Annotated in this window: 12 protein-coding genes; 6 read left to right on the top strand and 6 right to left on the bottom strand. The window is 65.6% G+C overall.

Translation table 11 applies throughout. The features are described from left to right. Position 1 precedes the first annotated feature (1 nt). Complete coding sequence (locus LK03_RS01235; protein ID WP_038410728.1) at positions 2-1,159, bottom strand: efflux RND transporter periplasmic adaptor subunit; 1,158 nt, start codon at positions 1,157-1,159, stop codon at positions 2-4. Positions 1,160-1,412: 253 nt separating this feature from the next. Here LK03_RS01235 and LK03_RS01230 point away from each other — a divergent pair, with 253 nt between their 5' ends. Then, positions 1,413-2,087 (top strand): TetR family transcriptional regulator, encoded by a 675-nt coding sequence (locus LK03_RS01230; RefSeq protein WP_049870403.1) that lies wholly within the window; start codon positions 1,413-1,415, stop codon positions 2,085-2,087. A 1-nt stretch (position 2,088) separates the two neighbouring features. On the opposite strand, the gene LK03_RS01225 is transcribed toward LK03_RS01230, so the two are convergent. After that, positions 2,089-3,489: an MDR family MFS transporter gene (locus tag LK03_RS01225; RefSeq protein WP_156109557.1), complete on the bottom strand. Its 1,401-nt coding sequence runs from the start codon at positions 3,487-3,489 to the stop codon at positions 2,089-2,091. Between the two features lie 407 nt (positions 3,490-3,896). On the opposite strand from LK03_RS01225, the gene LK03_RS01220 reads away from it, so the two are divergent. Further along, the gene (locus LK03_RS01220; protein WP_038410726.1) at positions 3,897-4,766 is read left to right on the top strand and encodes an isocitrate lyase/PEP mutase family protein; all 870 of its coding nucleotides are present in this window, start codon (positions 3,897-3,899) and stop codon (positions 4,764-4,766) included. A gap of 9 nt (positions 4,767-4,775) precedes the next feature. Here LK03_RS01220 and LK03_RS01215 read toward each other — a convergent pair whose 3' ends face one another. Beyond that, positions 4,776-5,708, bottom strand: coding sequence for a LysR family transcriptional regulator (locus LK03_RS01215; RefSeq protein ID WP_049870402.1), 933 nt, complete (start codon positions 5,706-5,708; stop codon positions 4,776-4,778). Positions 5,709-5,879: 171 nt separating this feature from the next. Between LK03_RS01215 and LK03_RS01210 the strand changes: the two genes are divergently transcribed. Beyond that, positions 5,880-6,758: an MBL fold metallo-hydrolase gene (locus tag LK03_RS01210; RefSeq protein ID WP_038410725.1), complete on the top strand. Its 879-nt coding sequence runs from the start codon at positions 5,880-5,882 to the stop codon at positions 6,756-6,758. 6 nt (positions 6,759-6,764) lie between these two features. Here the strand turns inward: LK03_RS01210 and LK03_RS01205 are convergent, their stop codons facing one another. Beyond that, positions 6,765-8,612 carry a tetratricopeptide repeat protein gene (locus tag LK03_RS01205; RefSeq protein ID WP_038410724.1) on the bottom strand — a complete coding sequence of 616 codons (1,848 nt, stop codon included), beginning with the start codon at positions 8,610-8,612 and terminating at the stop codon, positions 6,765-6,767. An 81-nt stretch (positions 8,613-8,693) separates the two neighbouring features. After that, a complete protein-coding gene (locus LK03_RS01200; protein ID WP_081951525.1) occupies positions 8,694-14,396 on the bottom strand; it encodes a beta strand repeat-containing protein in 5,703 nt (1,900 codons plus the stop codon). Between the two features lie 378 nt (positions 14,397-14,774). Here LK03_RS01200 and LK03_RS01195 point away from each other — a divergent pair, with 378 nt between their 5' ends. The 3 genes from LK03_RS01195 (at position 14,775) to tadA (ending at position 17,380) form a co-directional block, all read left to right on the top strand. Beyond that, complete coding sequence (locus LK03_RS01195) at positions 14,775-15,377, top strand: class I SAM-dependent methyltransferase (RefSeq protein ID WP_038410723.1); 603 nt, start codon at positions 14,775-14,777, stop codon at positions 15,375-15,377. Positions 15,378-15,518: 141 nt separating this feature from the next. Further along, complete coding sequence (locus LK03_RS01190) at positions 15,519-16,901, top strand: multicopper oxidase family protein (protein ID WP_038410722.1); 1,383 nt, start codon at positions 15,519-15,521, stop codon at positions 16,899-16,901. Continuing rightward, a complete protein-coding gene (tadA, locus tag LK03_RS01185; protein WP_038410721.1) occupies positions 16,901-17,380 on the top strand; it encodes a tRNA adenosine(34) deaminase TadA in 480 nt (159 codons plus the stop codon). Before LK03_RS01190 ends, tadA begins: the two co-directional genes overlap by 1 nt. Before the next feature lie 189 nt (positions 17,381-17,569). On the opposite strand, the gene mltF is transcribed toward tadA, so the two are convergent. Continuing rightward, positions 17,570-19,024, bottom strand: coding sequence for a membrane-bound lytic murein transglycosylase MltF (gene mltF / locus LK03_RS01180; protein ID WP_038410720.1), 1,455 nt, complete (start codon positions 19,022-19,024; stop codon positions 17,570-17,572). Positions 19,025-19,129 lie beyond the last annotated feature (105 nt).

The following is a 19,129-nucleotide window of genomic DNA, read 5'->3' as shown; positions in this document are numbered from 1 at the left end:
TTTACTCCGCTTTGGCGTCTGCGTCGGCTGCCTTGGCCTGATCAGGGCTGTTCGGCTTCTTCAGGTTGCTGGCTTCGCTGACCTTGACCTCGACGCCAGGGCGCACGTACTGCAGGCCTTCGGTGATCAGACGGTCGCCCGGGTTGAGGCCTTCCTCGATCAGCCAGTCGCTGCCCAGGGTGCGGCTGGCCTTGAGTTCGCGCAGCTCGACCTTGTTGTCCTGGTTGACCACCAGCGCGGTCGGGGTGCCCTTGAGGTCTCGGGTCACGCCTTGTTGCGGGGCGAGAATGGCGTTGGCGTTGACGCCGGCCTTGAGTCGGGCGTGGACGAACATGCCCGGCAGCAACTCGTGCTCAGGGTTGGGGAACACCGCGCGCAGGGTCACCGAACCGGTGGTTTCATCCACCGCCACTTCAGAGAACTCCAGGCGGCCCTGATGCTTGAACAGGCTGTCGTCCTCCAGCACGAGCTGCACCTGCGCGGCGTTGTCGCCGGCCTTCTGCAACTGGCCGCTGGCAAGATCACGGCGCAGCTTGAGCAGCTCGGCGGTGGACTGGGTAACGTCGACGTAGATGGTGTCGAGCTGCTGGATGGTGGCCATGGCGTTGGCCTGGCCATTGCTCACCAGCGCACCTTCGGTGACTGCCGAGCGGCCGATGCGACCGCTGATCGGTGCCAGCACCTTGGTGTAGCGCAGGTCGATCTGCGCGCTCTTGAGGCTGGCCTCGGCTTGCAGGCGCTTGGCGTTGGCGTCGTCGTATTCCTGGCGGCTGACCGCCTGCTCGTCGATCAACTGCTTGTAGCGACCGGCCAGCGAACGGGTGGCCTGCAAGTTGGCCTGGGCGGTGGCCAGGGTGGTTTCGTAGACGGCCGGGTCGATCTGGTAGAGCTGCTGACCCTGCTTGACGTCACTGCCTTCCTTGAACAGACGCTTGAGAATGATGCCGTTGACCTGTGGCCGGACTTCCGCGACGCGGAACGCCGAGGTGCGTCCCGGCAGCTCCGAGGTGAGCGTGAAGGCTTGCGGTTGCAGGGTGATGACCCCGACCTGAGGCGCGGGCTGCGCAGCTGGCGGCGCCTCTTCTTTCTTACAGCCGCTGAGCAGTGTGGCCAGGGCGACGGCGGAAACCAGAGCGGTGACAGCTGGCTTGAAGTGCATGAGGATCCTCGGATCGCGGGAGCAGGGGAGCTCAACAGTTGGGAGACAGAGTGGAGCGCCATGTTATCGGGTGGATAAATAGCTTGCTAAGGAATATACTTACGTTCATGGTTGTTTGTAAATACCGCAGGGTGGTACTTGGCTACTACTCACGTCTTGTCGAATACAGTTCCGGGAGACGCACGCCAGAGGCGTCCCCGGGGGATTTCCACGCCGCACCCCAAGCGTGGGACCTGATTGAGGTTGTGCTGCCATGGTTCGTCGTACCAAAGAAGAAGCTCAGGAAACCCGCGCGCAGATCATTGCGGCTGCGGAAAAGGCCTTCTACCGCCGCGGCGTCGCCCGCACCACCCTGGCCGATATCGCCGAACTGGCCGGCGTTACCCGCGGTGCCATCTACTGGCATTTCAACAACAAGGCCGAGCTGGTCCAGGCCTTGCTCGACATGCTCCACGAAACCCATGACCATTTGGCTCGCGCCAGCGAAAGCGAGGATGAACTCGACCCGCTTGGCTGCATGCGCACGCTGCTGCTGCAGGTGCTCGACGAAGTGGTACTGGACGCCCGGACCCGGCGTATCAATGAGATTCTGCATTACAAGTGCGAGTTCACCGACGATATGTGCGAAATCCGTCAGCAGCGGCAACGCGCGGTGCTCGATTGCCACAACAGTATCGTCGTAGCCATGGCCAATGCAGTGCGCCGCGGTCAGCTGCCGCCAGAACTCGACCCGGAACAGGCCGCCGTGGTGCTGTTCGCCTACTTCGACGGGCTGATTGGCCGCTGGCTGCTGCTGCCGGGCAGCTTCGACCTGCAAGGCCAGGGTGAACGCTGGGTCGATGCCGGGCTGGACATGCTGCGCTTGAGCCCGGCCCTGCGCAAACACGGATTTGTGAACGATTGTGAGGGCAGCGCTTCCCGGCTTTGATTCAGCGCCCACGCAGCTGTCGGTCAGGCAGGGCAAGGGCGGCGAAGAGCGCCACCGCCGCCACCCCGGCGCTGCCCAGCAGCACGTCTCGGAACACCCGCAGCAATTGCGCCTGGGTCTGTGCACTGACGCCGTCGTCGTTCAGGCTGCCGAGCAGGGGATTGTCGAGCAGTGCCACGCCATCGTGCTGCAGCAAGGCCAGCAGCAGGCTGGACATGATCGCCACACCCATCGCCCCACCGAGCGAGCGGAACAGGTTGGTCGTACTGGTGGCCACGCCCATGTCGCGGTGCTCCACGGCGCTTTGCGTACCGACCAGCGAGGTGGGGAACTGCAAGCCGCCGGCGATTCCCGCCAATAGCATGAACACCCCGCTGAACCACACCGCCTGAGGCGGGCTGAGCGCCATGCCCAGAATCGCCAGGGGCATCAGCACGGCTCCGGCGAGAATCTGCGGTTTGTAGCGCCCGGTGCGGCTGGTCAGGCGGCCGCCGGTGAAGGCGCCCACCGGCAAGCCCATCGCCAGCGGCAGCAGGTGCAGCGCCGCGCTGTCGGCCCCGGCGCCGGTAATCGCCTGGTAGCGCAGCGGCATCAGCATGGTCAGGGAAATCGCCTGGAAGCTGGCGAAGAAGATCACGCACCAGCACAGCACCGCCACGCGGTTGCTGAACAGCTGCAGTGGCAGCAACGGCTCGGCGCAGCGCCGTTCATGGGCCACCAGTGCCAGCAGACCGAGCACCGCGCCGGCCAGCAGCGCCAGTACCGCAGGCGAGCCCCAGGCGCTGCCCTGGCCGACCAGGCTGATCGCCAGCAGCAGGCTGCCCACACCGATTATCATCAGCACCCCGCCCAGGTAGTCGACTTGCGCCTTGCGGCGCTTGACCGGCAACCCACCCAGCGCGCGGTGGATCGCCCACAGTGCCACCAGCCCCAGTGGCAGGTTGATCCAGAACACCCAGTGCCAGGACAGGTAGGCGGTCAGCCAGCCGCCGAGCACGGGACCGGCGACGCTGGCCAGGGCATACATGCTGCTGAAATAGCCCTGATAACGGCCGCGCTCGCGAGGCGGCACGTAGTCGCCGATGATCGCCTGACTGACCGAAACCATGCCGCCTGCACCCAGGCCTTGCAGCACCCGCGCCAGCACCAGTTGTTCCATGCTCTGCGCCAGCGCGCAGCCCACTGAGGCCAAGGTGAACAGCGCGGTGCCGGTGAGGATCATCCGTCGACGACCGTACAGGTCGCCGAGCTTGCCGTAGATCGGTACGGCCACGGTCATCGCCACCAGATAGGCGGAGATCACCCAGGCCAGCAGGCCGACGTCATTGAACTGCGCGGAGATGGCCGGCAATGACACGGCGACGATGGTCTGGTCGAGCGCACCTAGCAGAATCGCCAGCATCAGGGCGGTCAGTACGGCGCGTAGATGGGTGTCGTTGAGCGTGGTGGTCACGGGCTGTCCGCTGCGCTGGAGGTCATATCGATCGAAGGTTATCGAAGGGCCAGTGTACGCCGAGTTAGGTAGCTTCCTATGTAGAATCTGCATCCCCTATGCAAGATCGGCATACAGGGTTTCATCGTTTGAAACATGGCTGCGTGCTATCGTGGCGGCGTCAAATAGCCTGAATCAAAGGCTTTGCACCAGGATAGTGCAGCATTTTGTCACGGGGTCATCCACTGCTGTATCCCGTACGGTCTATTCCCTCCCTGCATGCCTTGCGCGGAGTGCCTTCATCATAATGATTGGAACAGGTCGGCAATGCCGGCTCTGGGAGCCAGTTGAACAGTTGACGTAACAGCGGAGTGATCATGCCCAAGGCTTCCCACCACGATCTGCGTATTGCCTTCCGCGACCTGCTCGCGTCCCAATCCTGCTACCACACCGCCTCGGTGTTCGACCCGATGTCGGCGCGCATCGCTTCCGACCTGGGTTTCGAAGTGGGCATCCTCGGCGGCTCGGTCGCCTCCTTGCAAGTGCTGGCCGCTCCGGACTTCGCCCTGATCACCCTGAGCGAATTCGTCGAGCAGGCCACACGCATCGGTCGGGTCGCGCAATTGCCGTTCCTGGCCGATGCCGACCACGGTTACGGCAACGCACTCAACGTGATGCGCACGGTCATCGAGCTTGAGCGGGCCGGGGTCAGCGCCCTGACCATCGAAGACACCCTGCTGCCGGCGCAATTTGGCCGCAAGTCCACCGACTTGATCTCGGTCGACGAAGGTGTCGGCAAGATTCGCGCAGCCATCGAAGCACGGGTCGACTCGGCCATGGCCATCATCGGCCGGACCAACGCCGGGGTGCTCAGCACCGAAGAAGTCATCCATCGCACGCAGAGCTACCAGAAGGCCGGCGCCGATGGCATCTGCATGGTTGGCATCAAGGACTTCGACCACCTCGAACAGATTTCCAGCCATCTGAGCGTGCCGCTCATGCTGGTCAGCTACGGCAATCCGAACCTGCGCGACGACCAGCGCCTGGCCGAGCTGGGGGTACGCATCGTGGTCGATGGCCATGCGGCTTACTTCGCCGCGATCAAGGCCACTTACGATTGCCTGCGCCTGCAGCGCGGCCAGCAGAACAAGTCGGAAAACCTCAGCGCCACCGAGCTGTCGCACACCTACACCCAGCCCGAGGACTACATCCGTTGGGCCAAGGAGTACATGAACGTCGAGGAGTGATCCTCGCCTTCATTCGCCGGAGCCGGGCACATGTTCCTGCGCAGTCAGGCTCCACGGCGAGCCGTCTGCGAAGCGCTCGACCAGAAAGTCGAGCATGCTGCGCAGCGCCGCTGGCATGTGTTTGCGTGAGGTGTACACCGCGTTGAGCATCAGCTCACGGGGTTTGGCCTGGGGCAACACGCTGATCAGCTCGCCGCTGCGCAGCGCGGGTGCGGCGAGGTAGGCCGGCAACAGCGCGATGCCGGCACCCAGTACCGCAGCTTTTTGCAGGCTGATCGCCTCGTTGCAACTGATGTTGCCCTTCACAGCCACCTCCAACGGCTCGCCGTCTACCTCGAAGTACCAGCGCGCGTTGCTGAAGTAGGTGTGCGTCAGGCAGTTGTGCTGCGCCAGTTCCTCGACGTGCAGGGGCATGCCATGTGCCTTCAGGTAGGCCGGGCTGGCGCAGACCACCGAGCGGCACAGGGTCAGCGGGCGGGCGATCAGGCCTGGGTCGAGCACGTGGCACGAGCGCACCGCCAGATCGATGCGTTCCTCGACCAGATCCACCGTGCGGTCGAGCATCTGCAATTCGACCTTCACCGCCGGGTAACGTTGGGCGTAGTCCACCACCGCATCGATCAGCTGCGCCTGGCCGAACGAGCTGCTGACGCTGATGCGCAAGGTGCCGTGCGGTGTGTCATCGGGGCGCTGCACGGCCATTTGCAGATCGCCCGCCAGCTCCAGCAATTGGCGACAGCGTGGCAGGGTTTGCGCCCCGGCGGCGGTCAGGCTGAGCTTGCGCGTGGTGCGCTGCATCAATCGCGCACCCACCCAGCCTTCCAACTCGGCGAGGTAGCGTGACACCACTGGTCTGGACAGGTGCAGGTGCTCCGCGGCGGCCGACTGGCTACCCAGATCGACCACGCTGACGAATACCCGCATGGCAGTGAGACGGTCCATGATTTGTCCGATTCGCGAAATGCACTGTGTCCGATGATGGCATTTTTTGCGCGCGATCGAGCGAATAAGCTCAGGGCCTTCGTTGATCGGGCAAAGGCGGGTGGCGCATGACGGCTGAACCAGCCTGTTTATCTGCCCATGGCCCGACTGTCATTTCCACGAGGATGTCCCATGCCGTTACGCGCCGTGCTGGGCAGGTTGCTGCTGGCCTGTTGTCTGGTTTCGACACCGCTGCTTGCCGCCGAGCCACTGCAGCTTGAGGTTTACAACCCGGGTAAGGACGCGCTGTTTCCGGTCAGCTCGGTGATCATCAGTGGCAAGCGCGACGCGCTGCTGATCGACGCGCAGTTCGGCAAAACCCAGGCCAGGCAACTGGTGCGTCGACTTAAGGCCAGCGGCAAGCGTCTCAAGGCCATCTACATCAGCCATGGCGACCCAGACTACTATTTCGGGCTGTACACCGTACTCAGGGCCTTTCCGCGCACGCCCGTGCTGGCCTCGCCGGCGACAGCCAAGTACATCCGCAAGACCATGAATGCCAAGCGCCTGTTCTGGGGGCCCAAGCTCGGCGCCGACGCCCCCGAGCGGCTGATCGCACCCAAGGTGCTCAAGGGTGACCGGCTGATTCTGGAAGGTCAGGCCATACAGGTGGTCGGCCTCGATGGGCCGCAAGCCGAGCGCAGTTTCGTGTGGATTCCTTCGATCGCTGCGGTGGCCGGTGGCGTGGTGGTCTCGCAGGGTCTGCACGTGTGGATGGCCGACACGCAGTCGGCGCAGTCCCATGTCGACTGGTTGAGCACCTTGGAGCGCATCGAGTCGCTGCAGCCGCGCACGGTGATTCCGGGCCATTACCTGGGTGAAAGCACCCGCGACGTGCGCGCGGTGCAGTTCACCGCCCAGTACATTCGCGATTTCGATGACGAAGCCAGCAAGGCGCGTGATGCCGTCGAGCTGATCGCGGCAATGAAATTGCGCTACCCGCGCCTTGCCGACGACAGCGCGCTGGAGCTGAGCGCCAAGGTCGCCAAGGGCGAGATGAGCTGGCCGTGACCCGGCTCAGTCCTGAGCCGGCGGTTGTCTCACCGCCACCCGCTTGAGCGCGTCCTCGAAGTCTCGTACGAAACGTGGCGTGTCGAACAGCACCGACGATTCGCGTCCGGCCCGCAAGCGCTGGCGCAGGCTGGCCAGGCGCTGCGGGTCGCTCGCCAGCTCCACGGCGCGGTCTTCATAGGCTTGCAGCGACTGGCAGATCAGTTCCGGAAGGCCCAGCGCGGTGAGCAGGCTGCCAGCCATGCGCGAGGCGAAGGTGCGGCCCGAGCGGGTCAGTACCGGCAGGCCCATCCACAGCGCATCGTTGGCGGTGGTGCCGGCGTTGAACGGGTAGGTGTCGAGGAACAGGTCGGCGGCACTGTAGCGGGCCAGGTACTGCGCCGGCGCCACCCGTGGGGCGAACAGCAGGCGCTGCGCATCGACGCCCTGTTCGGCCGCGCGGGCGCACAGGTTGCCCTGGGCCCAGGGGTTGTCGGCCAGCAGCCAGAGCACGCTGCCCGGGGTACGCTTGAGAATGCGCATCCAGCAGTCGAACACCGCTTCGTTGAATTTGTAGTTGTTGTTGAACGAGCAGAACACGAAGCGCTCGGCCGGCAGGCCGCAGTCGGCGCGGCTGGGCAGTTCGGCCACCGGGCGTTGGCGGTCGCTGCACTGGTAAATCTGCGCCAGGTACAGCGGGGTTTCGCTGTAGTAAGGCTTTTCCCGATCGGGAATCAGGTACTGGTCGGCGATGACGTAGTCGATGCCGGGCAGGCCGGTGCTGCCGGGAAAACCCAGATACGTCATTTGCACCGGCGCCGGACGCTGGGCGGGGATGTCCGGGCGGGCCCCGGCGGTCAGGCCATGCAGGTCGATGAGGATGTCGATTTCATGGCTGCGGATGCAGTTCGCTGCGGCGTTGTCATCCAGCGCGCCGATGGGCACGAAGTGATCCATCGCCTGGCGCACTCGCTGGCGCAGGGCCGAGCCGTCCTCGCGGCTCCAGCAAAAGCCATACACCTCGAACTGGCTGCGGTCGATCAGCTCGAACAGCTCGACGGTCAGCAGCGACACCGCGTGCAGGCAGAAATCCGATGACAGAAAGCCGATGCGCAGTTTCGTGTGCGCATAGCCCTGGGCCGGCGCCAGGGCCACGCCCGATTGCCTGACCCGCTCACGAACGAAGCGCATGGCCGCTGCCAGTTGCAGGCCCGGATCGTCGCTGGCTGCCAGCAGCGCCAAGGGCGAGGCGGCCTTGAGCAGTTCGCCGGCAGTCACGCCCGGCAAGGTGGTGAAGGCTGGCCAGACGCACTGTTTCTGGCGCAGGTGCAGCCAATGCTGAATGACCTTCGGCTGCGCGGGCGCAGCGATCAGGCTGGCCTGCAACGCCGTTTCCGCGGCGGCGAACGCACGGGTTTCCTCAGACAGTCGGCCCAGGGCGTTGCAGGTCATCAGGTACAGCTCGCGGCTGTGTTCGGCCTCGACCAGGCGTTGGTCGAGCATCGTTTGCCAGGTGGCCAGCGCTTGTTGCGACTGTTGCTGGCGCTCTTGCAGGGCGCCGAGGTTGAACCAGGCCTGGGCGAACTGAGGGTTTTGCGCGATGGCGGCGCGGTAGGCGTGCTCGGCCTCGGCCAGCTCGCCCAGCCCGGTCAGGGTCGCGCCCAGGTTGAACTGAATGATGTAGTTGACCGACGAGTGACAATGGCGCAGCCAGTGCTGATAGAGCACGGCCACATCACGCGGACGCTGGGCGGCATTGAGGCGCTCGGCGGTTTCCAGCAGGCGCATGGGTTCGAGCGCGGCGCGCTCGGCCAGTTGCAGGGCGGCTGCCAGCACCGCGTCGAGGTCGGGGCTGTGAAGGATGTCTGTAGGCATGGCGCCAGGTTCTCCGCCAATAAAAAAATACCGAGCTCTTTCGAGCTCGGTATCAGGTCAGTCAAGGTTTACCACTGACGATCAGTGAATCCAAGTCTGCACATCGGTCGCGACCAGCAGTTGCACATCGCCGTCGTTGAACACGTTGTAGCTGGCGCCATCGACTTCGGTGGTGCCCGCCGCCTGCCACTGACCGGCATCGCCATTGAGGTTGACGCTGTCGTTGTGCGCGCCGTCGACGATCAACTGCACTGGCGCTGCGGCGCCGTTGCCGGCATCGCCCTGCACGGCCTGGCCCAGCGCTGCCACGGCTGCGGCATCGAGGGTCAGGCTGGTGGCCTGGGCGCCGTTGGCGGCCAGATCGACATGCGCCACGGTCTGCCCGTCACGCTGGCTCAGGTCGATGGCCTGGGCGCTGTTGCCGTCGGTGCGGAACCACACGTCGGCAATGCTGTGGCTCTGGCCATCGCTGGTTTCGAAGCTGGCGTTGAGGCCGATCAGGTTGCCGTGGTTGAGCTCGGCGGTCTTGCTCACATCGAGGTTGAACTGGGTGATGCCCAGGTCGCTCAGGCTGTGCAGCTCGCCGGCATCGGTGATGCCATCGTTATTGCGATCGACCCATACTTGCAGGGCAGCGAACAGCGCGTCGGAGGCATTGACCACGCCATCGTGGTTGCTGTCCAGGCTGGCCAGGGCTTCGAAGCCGTCCTTGGCCAGCGAGCCGTCGGGCAGGCGGAAGGCCGAACCGAACAGCTCCGAGCCGTCGTTGACCAGGCCGTCGCCGTTGCGGTCGAGCACCAGCAGGCCGTCACCGCCACTGGCCCAGCCGGTGGTTTCCTTGTGGCCGTCGGCGTTGAGGTCGAACTTGACCCCATTGCTCAGGTGGCGGGTTTGCACACCGTCGCCATTGAGGTCGAGCACCAGCGGGGTCGACAGGGCCAGGGCATCGATCTGGCCGGCGCTCATGGCCTGCAATTGCGCGGTGGTGAAGGCATCGACCTGGGTCATCGACAGGTGCGACAACTGCGCGGTGGTCAGGGCTGCCGCCTGGGTGGTGGTCAGCGCGGCCACTTGCGCGGTGGTCAGGGCGGCCATGTCGGTGGTTTCGATGGCGATGATCTGCGCGGTGGTCAGCGCTGCGATGTCAGCGGTTTCCATGGCCGCGAACTGGGTCGCCTTGAGCGCGACGATCTGCGCGGTAGTCAACGCCGCCACCTGGGCGGTGGTCAACGCCACCACTTGAGCGTTGGTCAGCGCCGCGACATCAGCGGTTTCCATGGCCGCCACTTGCGTGGTGGTCAGCGCAGCGATCTGCGTGACCTTGAGCGCCGCCACTTGCGCGGTGGTCAGTGCCACCACTTGGGCCGTGGTCAGTGCTGCGGTCTGCGCGGTGGTCAGGCTCGCCACGCTGGCCAGCGACAACGCCGCAACGTCGGCGGTTTCCAGCGCGGCCACTTGGGTGGTGGTCAGCGCTGCGGCCTGGGCGGTGGTCAACGCGGCCACTTGCGCGGTGGTCAGCGCCACCACCTGAGCGGTGGTCAATGCAGCGATGTCGGCGTTTTCCATCGCAGCGATCTGCGTCGGTTTCAGCGCGGCCACTTGTGCGGTGGTCAGTGCGGCGACCTGGGCAGTGGTCAGGGCCACCAGTTGTGGGTTGCTCAGGGCTGCCAGGTCGGCATTTTCCAAGGCCGCCACTTGCGTGGTGGTGAGGGCTGCGATCTGCGTCGGCTTGAGCGCGGCCACCTGGGCAGTGCTCAGCGCGACCACCTGGGCGGTGGTCAAGGCGGCCAGGTCGGCGTTCTCCATCGCGGCGATCTGCGTCGGTTTCAGCGCAGCGACCTGAGCGGTGGTCATCGCGGCCACCTGGGCGGTGGTCAGCGCGACGATGCCGGCGGTGCTCAGGGCTGCGATGTCGACGGTCTGCATGGCCGCCACTTGCGTGGTGGTCAGGGCCGCAACCTGGGCCGGTTTCAGCGCCGCAACCTGTGCGGTGGTCAGGGCGACGACCTGGTCGGTGGTCAGCGCGGCGGTCTGTGCAGGGGTCAGGGCAGCGATGCTGTTGACCGGCAGGGCGGCCAGGTCAGCGGTTTCCAGCGCGGCGACCTGGGCGGTGGTGAGGGCTGCCACCTGGGCCGTGGTCAGTGCGGCGACCTGGGCGGTGGTCAGCGCAACGATCTGCGCGGTAGTCAGCGAAGCGACATCCACGGTTTGCATCGCCGCGATCTGGGCCGGTTTCAGGGCGGCCACTTGCGCGGTCGTCAGCGCCGCAACCTGTGCGGTGGTCAGGGCGATGACTCCGGCCGTGGTCAGCGCGGCGATGTCGACGGCCTCGATGGCCGCGACTTGGGTAGTGGTCAGTGCCGCCACCTGGGCGGTCGTCAGCGCGGCGACCTGGGCAGTGCCGAGGGCCACCACCTGAGCGGTGGTCAGGGCCGCGACGTCAGCGGTTTCCATGGCGCTGATCTGTGTCGGTTTCAGCGCCGCGACCTGGGCGGTAGTCAAGGCGGCGACCTGCGCGGTGGTCAGTGCAACGATGCCTGCGCTGCTCAGCGAAGCCAGATCAGCCGGCTGCATGGCCGCCACTTGCGTGGTGGTCAGTGCGGCGACCTGAGCAGGCTTGAGCGCACCGGCCTGGGCGGTGGTCAGGGCGACGATCTGCGCGGTGGTCAGCGCCGCGGTCTGTGCGGTGGTCAGTGCGGCGATGCTACCCAGCGGCAGGGCGGCGATGTCAGCGGTCTCCATCGCGGCGATCTGCGCGGTGGTGAGGGCGGCGATTTGCGTGGGCTTGAGCGCGGCCACCTGGGCCGTGGTCAGCGCCACCACTTGAGCGGTGGTCAGCGCGGCGACGTCGGCGGTTTCCATGGCAACGATCTGCGTCGGTTTGAGCGCGGCGACCTGAGCGGTGGTCAGCGCCGCCACCTGCGCGGTGGTCAGGGCGACGATGCTGGTGGTGGTCAGCGCAGCGACGTCGACGGTTTCCATGGCCGCCACTTGCGCGGTGGTCAGTGCGGCGATCTGCGTGGGCTTGAGGGCAGCGACCTGGACCGTGGTCAGGGCCGCCACCTGAGCGGTGGTCAGTGCGGCGACATCAGCGGTTTCCAGGGCGACGACCTGGGTCGGCTTCAGCGCAGCGATCTGCGCAGTGGTCAGTGCCGCTACCTGGGCAGTCGTCAGGGCGACGATGCTGGCGGTGGTCAGCGCCGCCACATCAACGGTTTGCAGCGCTGCCACTTGCGTGGTGGTCAGTGCGGCAATCTGCGCCGGCTTGAGCGCGGCCACCTGCGCGGTCGTCAGCGCCACCACTTGTGCAGTGGTGAGCGCGGCGGTCTGCGCGGTGGTCAATGCGGCGACGCCGTTGACGGTCAATGCGGCAACATCGGCGGTTTCCATGGCCGCCACCTGGGCGGTGCTCAGGGCCGCGACCTGCGCCGTGGTGAGGGCTGCGACTTGCGCGGTGGTCAGGGCCACCACTTGCGCGGTGGTCAGCGCAGCGACATCGACGGTCTGCATCGCTGCCACTTGCGCCGGCTTGAGCGCGGCGACCTGGGCCGTGGTCAGGGCCGCGACCTGAGCGGTGGTCAACGCCACCACGCCTGCGGTGGTGAGGGCAGCGATGTCGGCGGTTTCGATGGCCGCCACTTGCGTGGTGGTCAGTGCGGCGATTTGGGCGGTGGTCAAGGCGGCCACCTGCGCAGTGGTCAGTGCCACGACCTGGGCGGTGGTCAGCGCTGCGACGTCGGCGGTTTCCATGGCCGCGACCTGGCTTGGCTTGAGTGCTGCCACCTGGGCGGTGGTCAGCGCGGCGACCTGAGCGGTGGTCAATGCAACCACGGCAGCGTTGCTCAGCGAGGCGACATCCACCGGCTGCATGGCGGCGATTTGTTCGGTAGTCAGCGCAGCCACTTGCGTTGGCTTGAGTGCGGCCACCTGAGCGGTGGTCAGGGCGACCACTTGCGCGGTGGTCAGGGCTGCGGTCTGGGCGGTGGTCAGCGCGGCAACGCTGTTCACTGGCAGGGCGGCGACGTCAGCCGTTTCCATCGCGGCGATTTGCGCGGTGGTCAGCGCGGCCACTTGCGCGGTGGTGAGTGCTGCCACTTGCGCAGTGGTCAGGGCGACTACCTGGGCGGTCGTCAGCGCCGCGACATCAGCAGTCTCCATGGCGGAAACCTGGCTTGGCTTGAGCGCGGCGACCTGAGCGGCAGTCAGTGCGGCAACCTGGGCAGTGGTCAGGGCCACGACGGCGGCCGTGCTCAGGGCCGCCACGTCGACGGTTTGCAGCGCGGCGACTTGAGTAGTCGTCAGCGCGGCTACCTGGGCAGGCTTGAGCGCGGCCACTTGCGCGGTGGTCAGCGCCACCACCTGAGCGGTGGTCAGCGCGGCAGTCTGCGCAGTGGTCAGGGCGGCGACGCTGGTCACCGGCAGGGCGGCGATATCGGCGGTTTCCATGGCGGCCACTTGCGTGGTGGTGAGCGCGGCGACCTGGGCGGTGGTCAGCGCAGCCACTTGCGCGGTGGTCAAGGCCCCCACCTGGGCGGTGGTCAGGGCGGCGACGTCGACGGTCTGCATGGCGGCGATTTGCGTCGGTTTGAGTGCCGCCACCTGCGCGGTGGTCAGCGCCGCGACCTGGGCGGTGGTCAGTGCCACGACGCTGGCGTTGGTCAGTGCGCCGATATCGACGGTTTCCATGGCGGCCACTTGCGTGGTGGTCAGGGCGGCGACTTGTGCCGTGGTCAGTGCCGCGACCTGAGCGGTGGTCAGCGCCACCACCTGGGCGGTGGTCAGAGCGGCGATATCAGCCGTTTCCATGGCCGCGACCTGGTTGGCCTTGAGCGCGGCGACCTGTGCGGTGGTCAGTGCCGCGACCTGGGCGGTGGTCAGCGCAACGATACCGGCGGTGCTGAGCGCAGCGATATCGACGGCTTGCATGGCGGCCACCTGGGCGGTGCTCAGTGCGGCCACCTGGGCTGGCTTGAGGGCGGCGACCTGGGCGGTGGTCAGGGCCACGATCTGGTCGGTGGTCAGGGCTGCGGCCTGGGCCGTGGTCAGCGCGGCAACGCTGGTGACGGGCAGGGCAGCGATGTCAGCGGTTTCCAGCGCGGCGATCTGCGCGGTGCTCAACGCTGCGACCTGGGTGGTCTTCAGTGCGGCAACCTGAGCGGTGGTCAGCGCCACGATCTGCGCGGTGGTCAGCGCGGCAACGTCGGCGGTTTCCATGGCGGCGATCTGCGTCGACTTGAGCGCGGCGACTTGAGCGGTGGTGAGCGCTGCGACCTGCGCGGTAGTCAGCGCCACGACGCCGGCGGTGGTCAGGGCAGCGATGTCGACAGTCTGCATGGCCGCGACCTGTGCGGTGGTCAGTGCGGCGACCTGGGTGGTTTTCAGCGCCGCGACTTGCGCGGTGGTCAGCGCCACGACCTGGTCGGTGGTGAGCGCGGCGGTCTGCGCGGTGGTCAGCGCTGCGATGCTGATCACCGGCAGGGCGGCGAGGTCAGCGGTTTCAAGGGCGGCGACCTGGGTGGTGGTCAGTGCGGCGACCTGGGTGGCCTTCAGCGCGGTCACCTGGGCGGTGGTCAGGGCGACGATCTGCGCGGTGGTCAGTGCCGGCAGTTGGGTGGCCGACAGCACGGCGATGTTGGGTTTGCTGATCACGGCGATCTGCGCTGTGGTCATCTGGGCGATCTGGGCAGTGCTCAGGGCGGCGATATCCTGGGTCGCCAAGCGGGCGATGGTGGCCGTACTCAAGGCAGCGACTTGCGCCGGGGTCAACGAAGAGATGTAGCTCATGAACGCATCCTGTCTAAGGTTTCTGTGCGCTGCCAGCGTTGTCGCCGTAGCCTTGGGCCGGGAATGGATATCCCCCCACGTCGTTTAGCGACCTGGCCGTTGAAAACCTTAAGACCATTTATTGATGGCGTTTTGCCGTTTCCAGCTTTTTGGTTATAAAAAGCAAGCTATCTATAGGCTGAGCTTGTAAAACAACGGTCATCGCAGCTACGGCGTTGGCTCTGCGACGCGGGTTTGACGCGTGTGAGGCGAGGCCGGGGCGGGCGCTTGACCGGTGATCGACGCGCCACTAGTGTGCGCGGGACGCTGCGTTCGTTCGCCCATTGGCAAGGGCGCTGACGTTCTTCTTTCCTGGCACTTCTGCGCGAGTACCCATCAGTGAAAACCTTCCTTCATGTCGGTTGCGGTCCCAAGAACAAGAGCGGTACCACCAAAGGGTTTGCCACTGACGACTGGCAGGAACTGCGCTTCGACATCGACCAGAGCGTCAACCCGGACATCCTCGGCACCATGACCGACATGTCCCAGGTGCCCGACGCCTCGGTCGATGCGCTGTTTTCCAGCCACAACATCGAGCACCTCTACCCCCATGAAGTGCCGGTGGCCCTGGCCGAGTTCAAGCGTGTGCTCAAGCCGGGCGGGTTCGTGGTCATCACCTGTCCGGACCTGCAATCGGTGTGCGCGCTGGTGGCTGAAGACAAACTTACCGACGAAGCCTACCGCTCGCCTGCCGGGCCCATCGCGCCGATCGACATTCTCTACGGCCATCGTCCGGCCATGGCCAACGGCAACCTGTACATGGCTCACCGCTGCGGCTTCACCAAGAAGGTGCTGACCGCCTCGCTGCAGGCGGCCGGCTTCGACATGGTGCTGCCGATCCAGCGCGCCTACCCGGCGTTCGACCTGTGGGCCGTTGCCGCCCTGGCGCCGATCAACGAGCAGCAGGTGGTGGAAATCGCCCAGCAGCACTTCCCTGATTGATCCAGACCCCTTGCCAGGCGGGCCTCGCGCTCGCCGCGGGCAGAGTTCACTTAATCTTTCGCAAATGCAGGTGTATCGTATTCGCCCTTGATCGCCGGCCATGCTGGCAAATTGATTTGGCCTTACGAGGTACCCGCACCGATGTCCGTAACCCGTCGACAAATGCTCATGGGCCTCAGTGGCCTGGTGGTGGTAGGCCTGGGCGCAGGGGGCGCGGCGCGCTACTGGCTCGGCAAGGTCGAAGACGACAACGCCGGCCACGACTACGAGCTGATCGCGGCGCCGCTGGATGTCGAACTGGTGCCAGGCTTCAAGACCCAAGCCTGGGCCTTCGGCCCATCGGCGCCGGGCACCGAGTTGCGGGTGCGTCAGGGCACCTGGCTGCGGGTACGCTTCATCAACCATCTGCCGGTGGAAACCACCATTCACTGGCACGGTATCCGCCTGCCGCTTGAGATGGACGGTGTGCCGTATGTGTCGCAATTGCCGGTCAAGCCAGGCGAATACTTCGACTACAAGTTCCGTGTACCGGACGCCGGCAGCTACTGGTATCACCCCCATGTCAGCAGTTCCGAAGAACTGGGCCGCGGGTTGGTCGGCCCGCTGATCGTCGAGGAACGCGAACCCACCGGCTTCGCCCACGAACGCACGTTGAGCCTGAAAACCTGGCACGTCGACGAGCAGGGCGCGTTCATGCCCTTCAGCGTACCCCGCGAGGCAGCGCGCAACGGCACTGCCGGGCGGCTGATCACCATCAACGGCGCGGCCGATGCAGTGACTGAACTGCCGGCCGGGCAGGTGGTACGGGTGCGTTTGCTGAACCTCGACAACACCTGGACCTACCGCATCAACCTGCGCGGCAATTGCGAGGCGCGCATCTACGCCCTGGACGGTAACCCGATCACCCCGCGGCCGCTGGAGGACGACTACTGGCTCGGCCCGGGCATGCGTATCTGCCTGGCCATTCGCATTCCCCAGGCCGGCGAAGAGATTTCCCTGCGCGACGGCTTCGTGCGCCTCGGCACCTTGCGCTCGGTGCCCAGCGAGCAGGCGCCCGGCGACTGGCCGAAGGCACTGCCGGCCAACCCGATTGCCGAGCCCGACCTGGACAATGCCGAGAAGCTCAATTTCAATTTCGAGTGGGCCGGCAAGGTCTCGGTGGACACCGACAATGGCCGTCCGCCGAGCCTGTGGCAGATCAACGGCCAGGCCTGGGACATTACCGACAAGACCTGTGCCGACCGCCCCATCGCCACCCTGCAGAAGGGCAAGAGCTACATCTTCGAACTGAAGAACATGACCCAGTACCAGCACCCGATCCACCTGCATGGCATGAGCTTCAAGGTGATCAACTCCAACCGCCACGAGATCCGTGAGCCTTGGTTCACCGACACCTACCTGCTGGGCAAGAACGAGCGCGCCCAGGTCGCCCTGGTGGCCGATAACCCCGGCACCTGGATGTTCCACTGCCACGTCATCGACCACATGGAAACCGGCCTGATGGCCGCGATCGCGGTGGTGTGATGCGCCCGCAGATCATTGATCGCAGCCGTGATCAGGCATTCATGCGCCTGGCCCTGGCCCTGGCTGCCGAAGGCGCGGCGTTGGGCGAGGTACCGGTCGGTGCGGTGCTGGTGCACGATGGCGAGGTCATTGGCCAGGGCTTCAACCGTCCCATCCTCGACAGCGACCCCAGCGCCCATGCCGAAATGGTCGCCATCCGCGCCGCCGCCCAGGCCGCGAGCAACTACCGCCTGCCGGGCAGCACCCTGTACGTGACCCTCGAGCCGTGCAGCATGTGCGCCGGGCTGATCGTCCACGCCCGCGTGGCGCGCGTGGTCTACGGCGCCAGCGAACCCAAGGCCGGCGTGGTGCAGAGCCAGGGACAGTTCTTCGCCCAGGGGTTTCTCAATCACCGGGTGATGGTGGAGGGCGGGGTCTTGGCCGAGGACTGCGGGCGGGTGCTGAGCGAGTTCTTCAAGGCGCGGCGGGGGAAGGGGTGAGGGGGGCGCTTCGATGCGAGGGGTGCAAGCAGGAGCGGGTGACCGCCTGAACTGGGGTCGCTTCGCGGCCCATCGCGGCTAAAGCCGCTCCTACAGGAGCGCGAATCCCGACGTCTCCACGATCCCTGTAGGAGCGGCTTTAGCCGCGATGGCCTGCGCAGCAGGCCCACCCCCCTACCGGCCCGACACTCAAGGCTGCGCCGCGTCCGCCGGCTTGTCCTTGTTCACCCCCGGCACATGCAAACCGCCTTCACCCGGCTGGCCTTCGAGCTGCGGCTGGGTTACCCAGGTGAGAATGTCGTAATAACGGCGGATGTTGGCGACGAAATGCACCGGCTCACCGCCACGGGCATAGCCATAGCGGGTCTTGCTGTACCACTGCTTCTGCGCCAGACGCGGCAGCATTTTCTTCACGTCCAGCCATTTGTTCGGGTTCAGCCCTTCGCGCTTGGCCAGGGTGCGGGCGTCTTCCAAGTGGCCGCTGCCGACGTTGTAACCGGCCAGGGCGAACCAGGTGCGGTCCGGCTCTTTGATGCTGTCGTCGAGCTGGTCCTTGACCAGCATGAAGTACTTGGCCCCGCCCTGGATGCTCTGGCGGGCATCGAGGCGGTTGGAAATGCCCATGGCCTGGGCGGTGCGCTGGGTCAGCATCATCAGCCCGCGCACGCCGGTCTTGGAGGTGACTTCCGGCTGCCACATCGATTCCTGATAGCCAATGGCGGCCAGCAGTCGCCAGTCGACCTGCTCGACCTTGGCACTGGCCTTGAAGTGTTTTTCGTACTTGGGCAGGCGCTGCTGCAAGTGCTGGGCGAAGGTGTAGGCGCCGACATAGCCAAGCACGTCGACATGCCCGTAGTAGCGGTCCTTGAGGCGCTGCAAGGTGCCGTCCTTCTGCGCCTTGTCGATGAAGTCGTTGACCTTGTTGAGCAGGCTGTCGTCTTCGCCGGCGGCTACTGCCCAGCGCTGGTCGCGGGTATCGCCCAAGTCGAAGGCCACGCGCACGTTGGAGAAGTACACCTGGTTCATCGCCAGTTCGTTGGAGTCGACCAGGGTCAGGTCGATCTGCCCTTCGTCGACCATGCGCAGCAGGTCGACCACCTCCACCGCATCCGACTCTTCGTATTCCAGCCCCGGATACTGCTGCTTGAGCGCGGCCAGCTGTTCGGCGTGGCTGCTGCCTTTGAGCACCATGATCTTCTTGCCCACCAGCCCGCTGGGCTGGGTCGGACGCGGGCGACCGTTGCGGTAGATGACCTGTGGCGTTACTTGCAGATACGGGTGGGAGAACCTGGCCTGGGTCGTGCGTTTTTCGCTGCTCACCAGCCCCGCCGCGGCCAGCACCGGACCTGAAGGGCTGCCCAGTTGGCTGAAGAGGTCGTCGAGGTTGTCTGCGGTTTCGATCTTCAGCTCGACCCCGAGGTCGTCGGCGAAGCGCTTGACCAGCTCGTATTCGAAGCCGGTTTCGCCGTTGCGATCCTGGAAGTAGGTCGCTGGGCTGTTGCGGGTGACCACGCGCAGGACGCCGTCATCCTTGACGCGTTCGAGTGTGCTGGGTTTTTCAACACAGGCACCGAGCATCAGGAGGAGTCCGGTTGCGATGAGCCATCTGGCGCAACGCTGGCGCAAAGCAGTCTGGGCGAACATGGGGTGCAGTATACGCAAAGCCCAGCCCGCGCCATATCTCGACAACGACAGGCAGGTCTGCTAGCAGGTCAGGGGAATCGGAGCTGTTTCAGCCACGCCCAGGGA

This window comes from Pseudomonas cremoricolorata (genome assembly GCF_000759535.1).
Classification (GTDB): Bacteria; Pseudomonadota; Gammaproteobacteria; order Pseudomonadales; family Pseudomonadaceae; genus Aquipseudomonas; species Aquipseudomonas cremoricolorata_A.
This window is presented reverse-complemented; position numbering and strand designations above follow the sequence as displayed.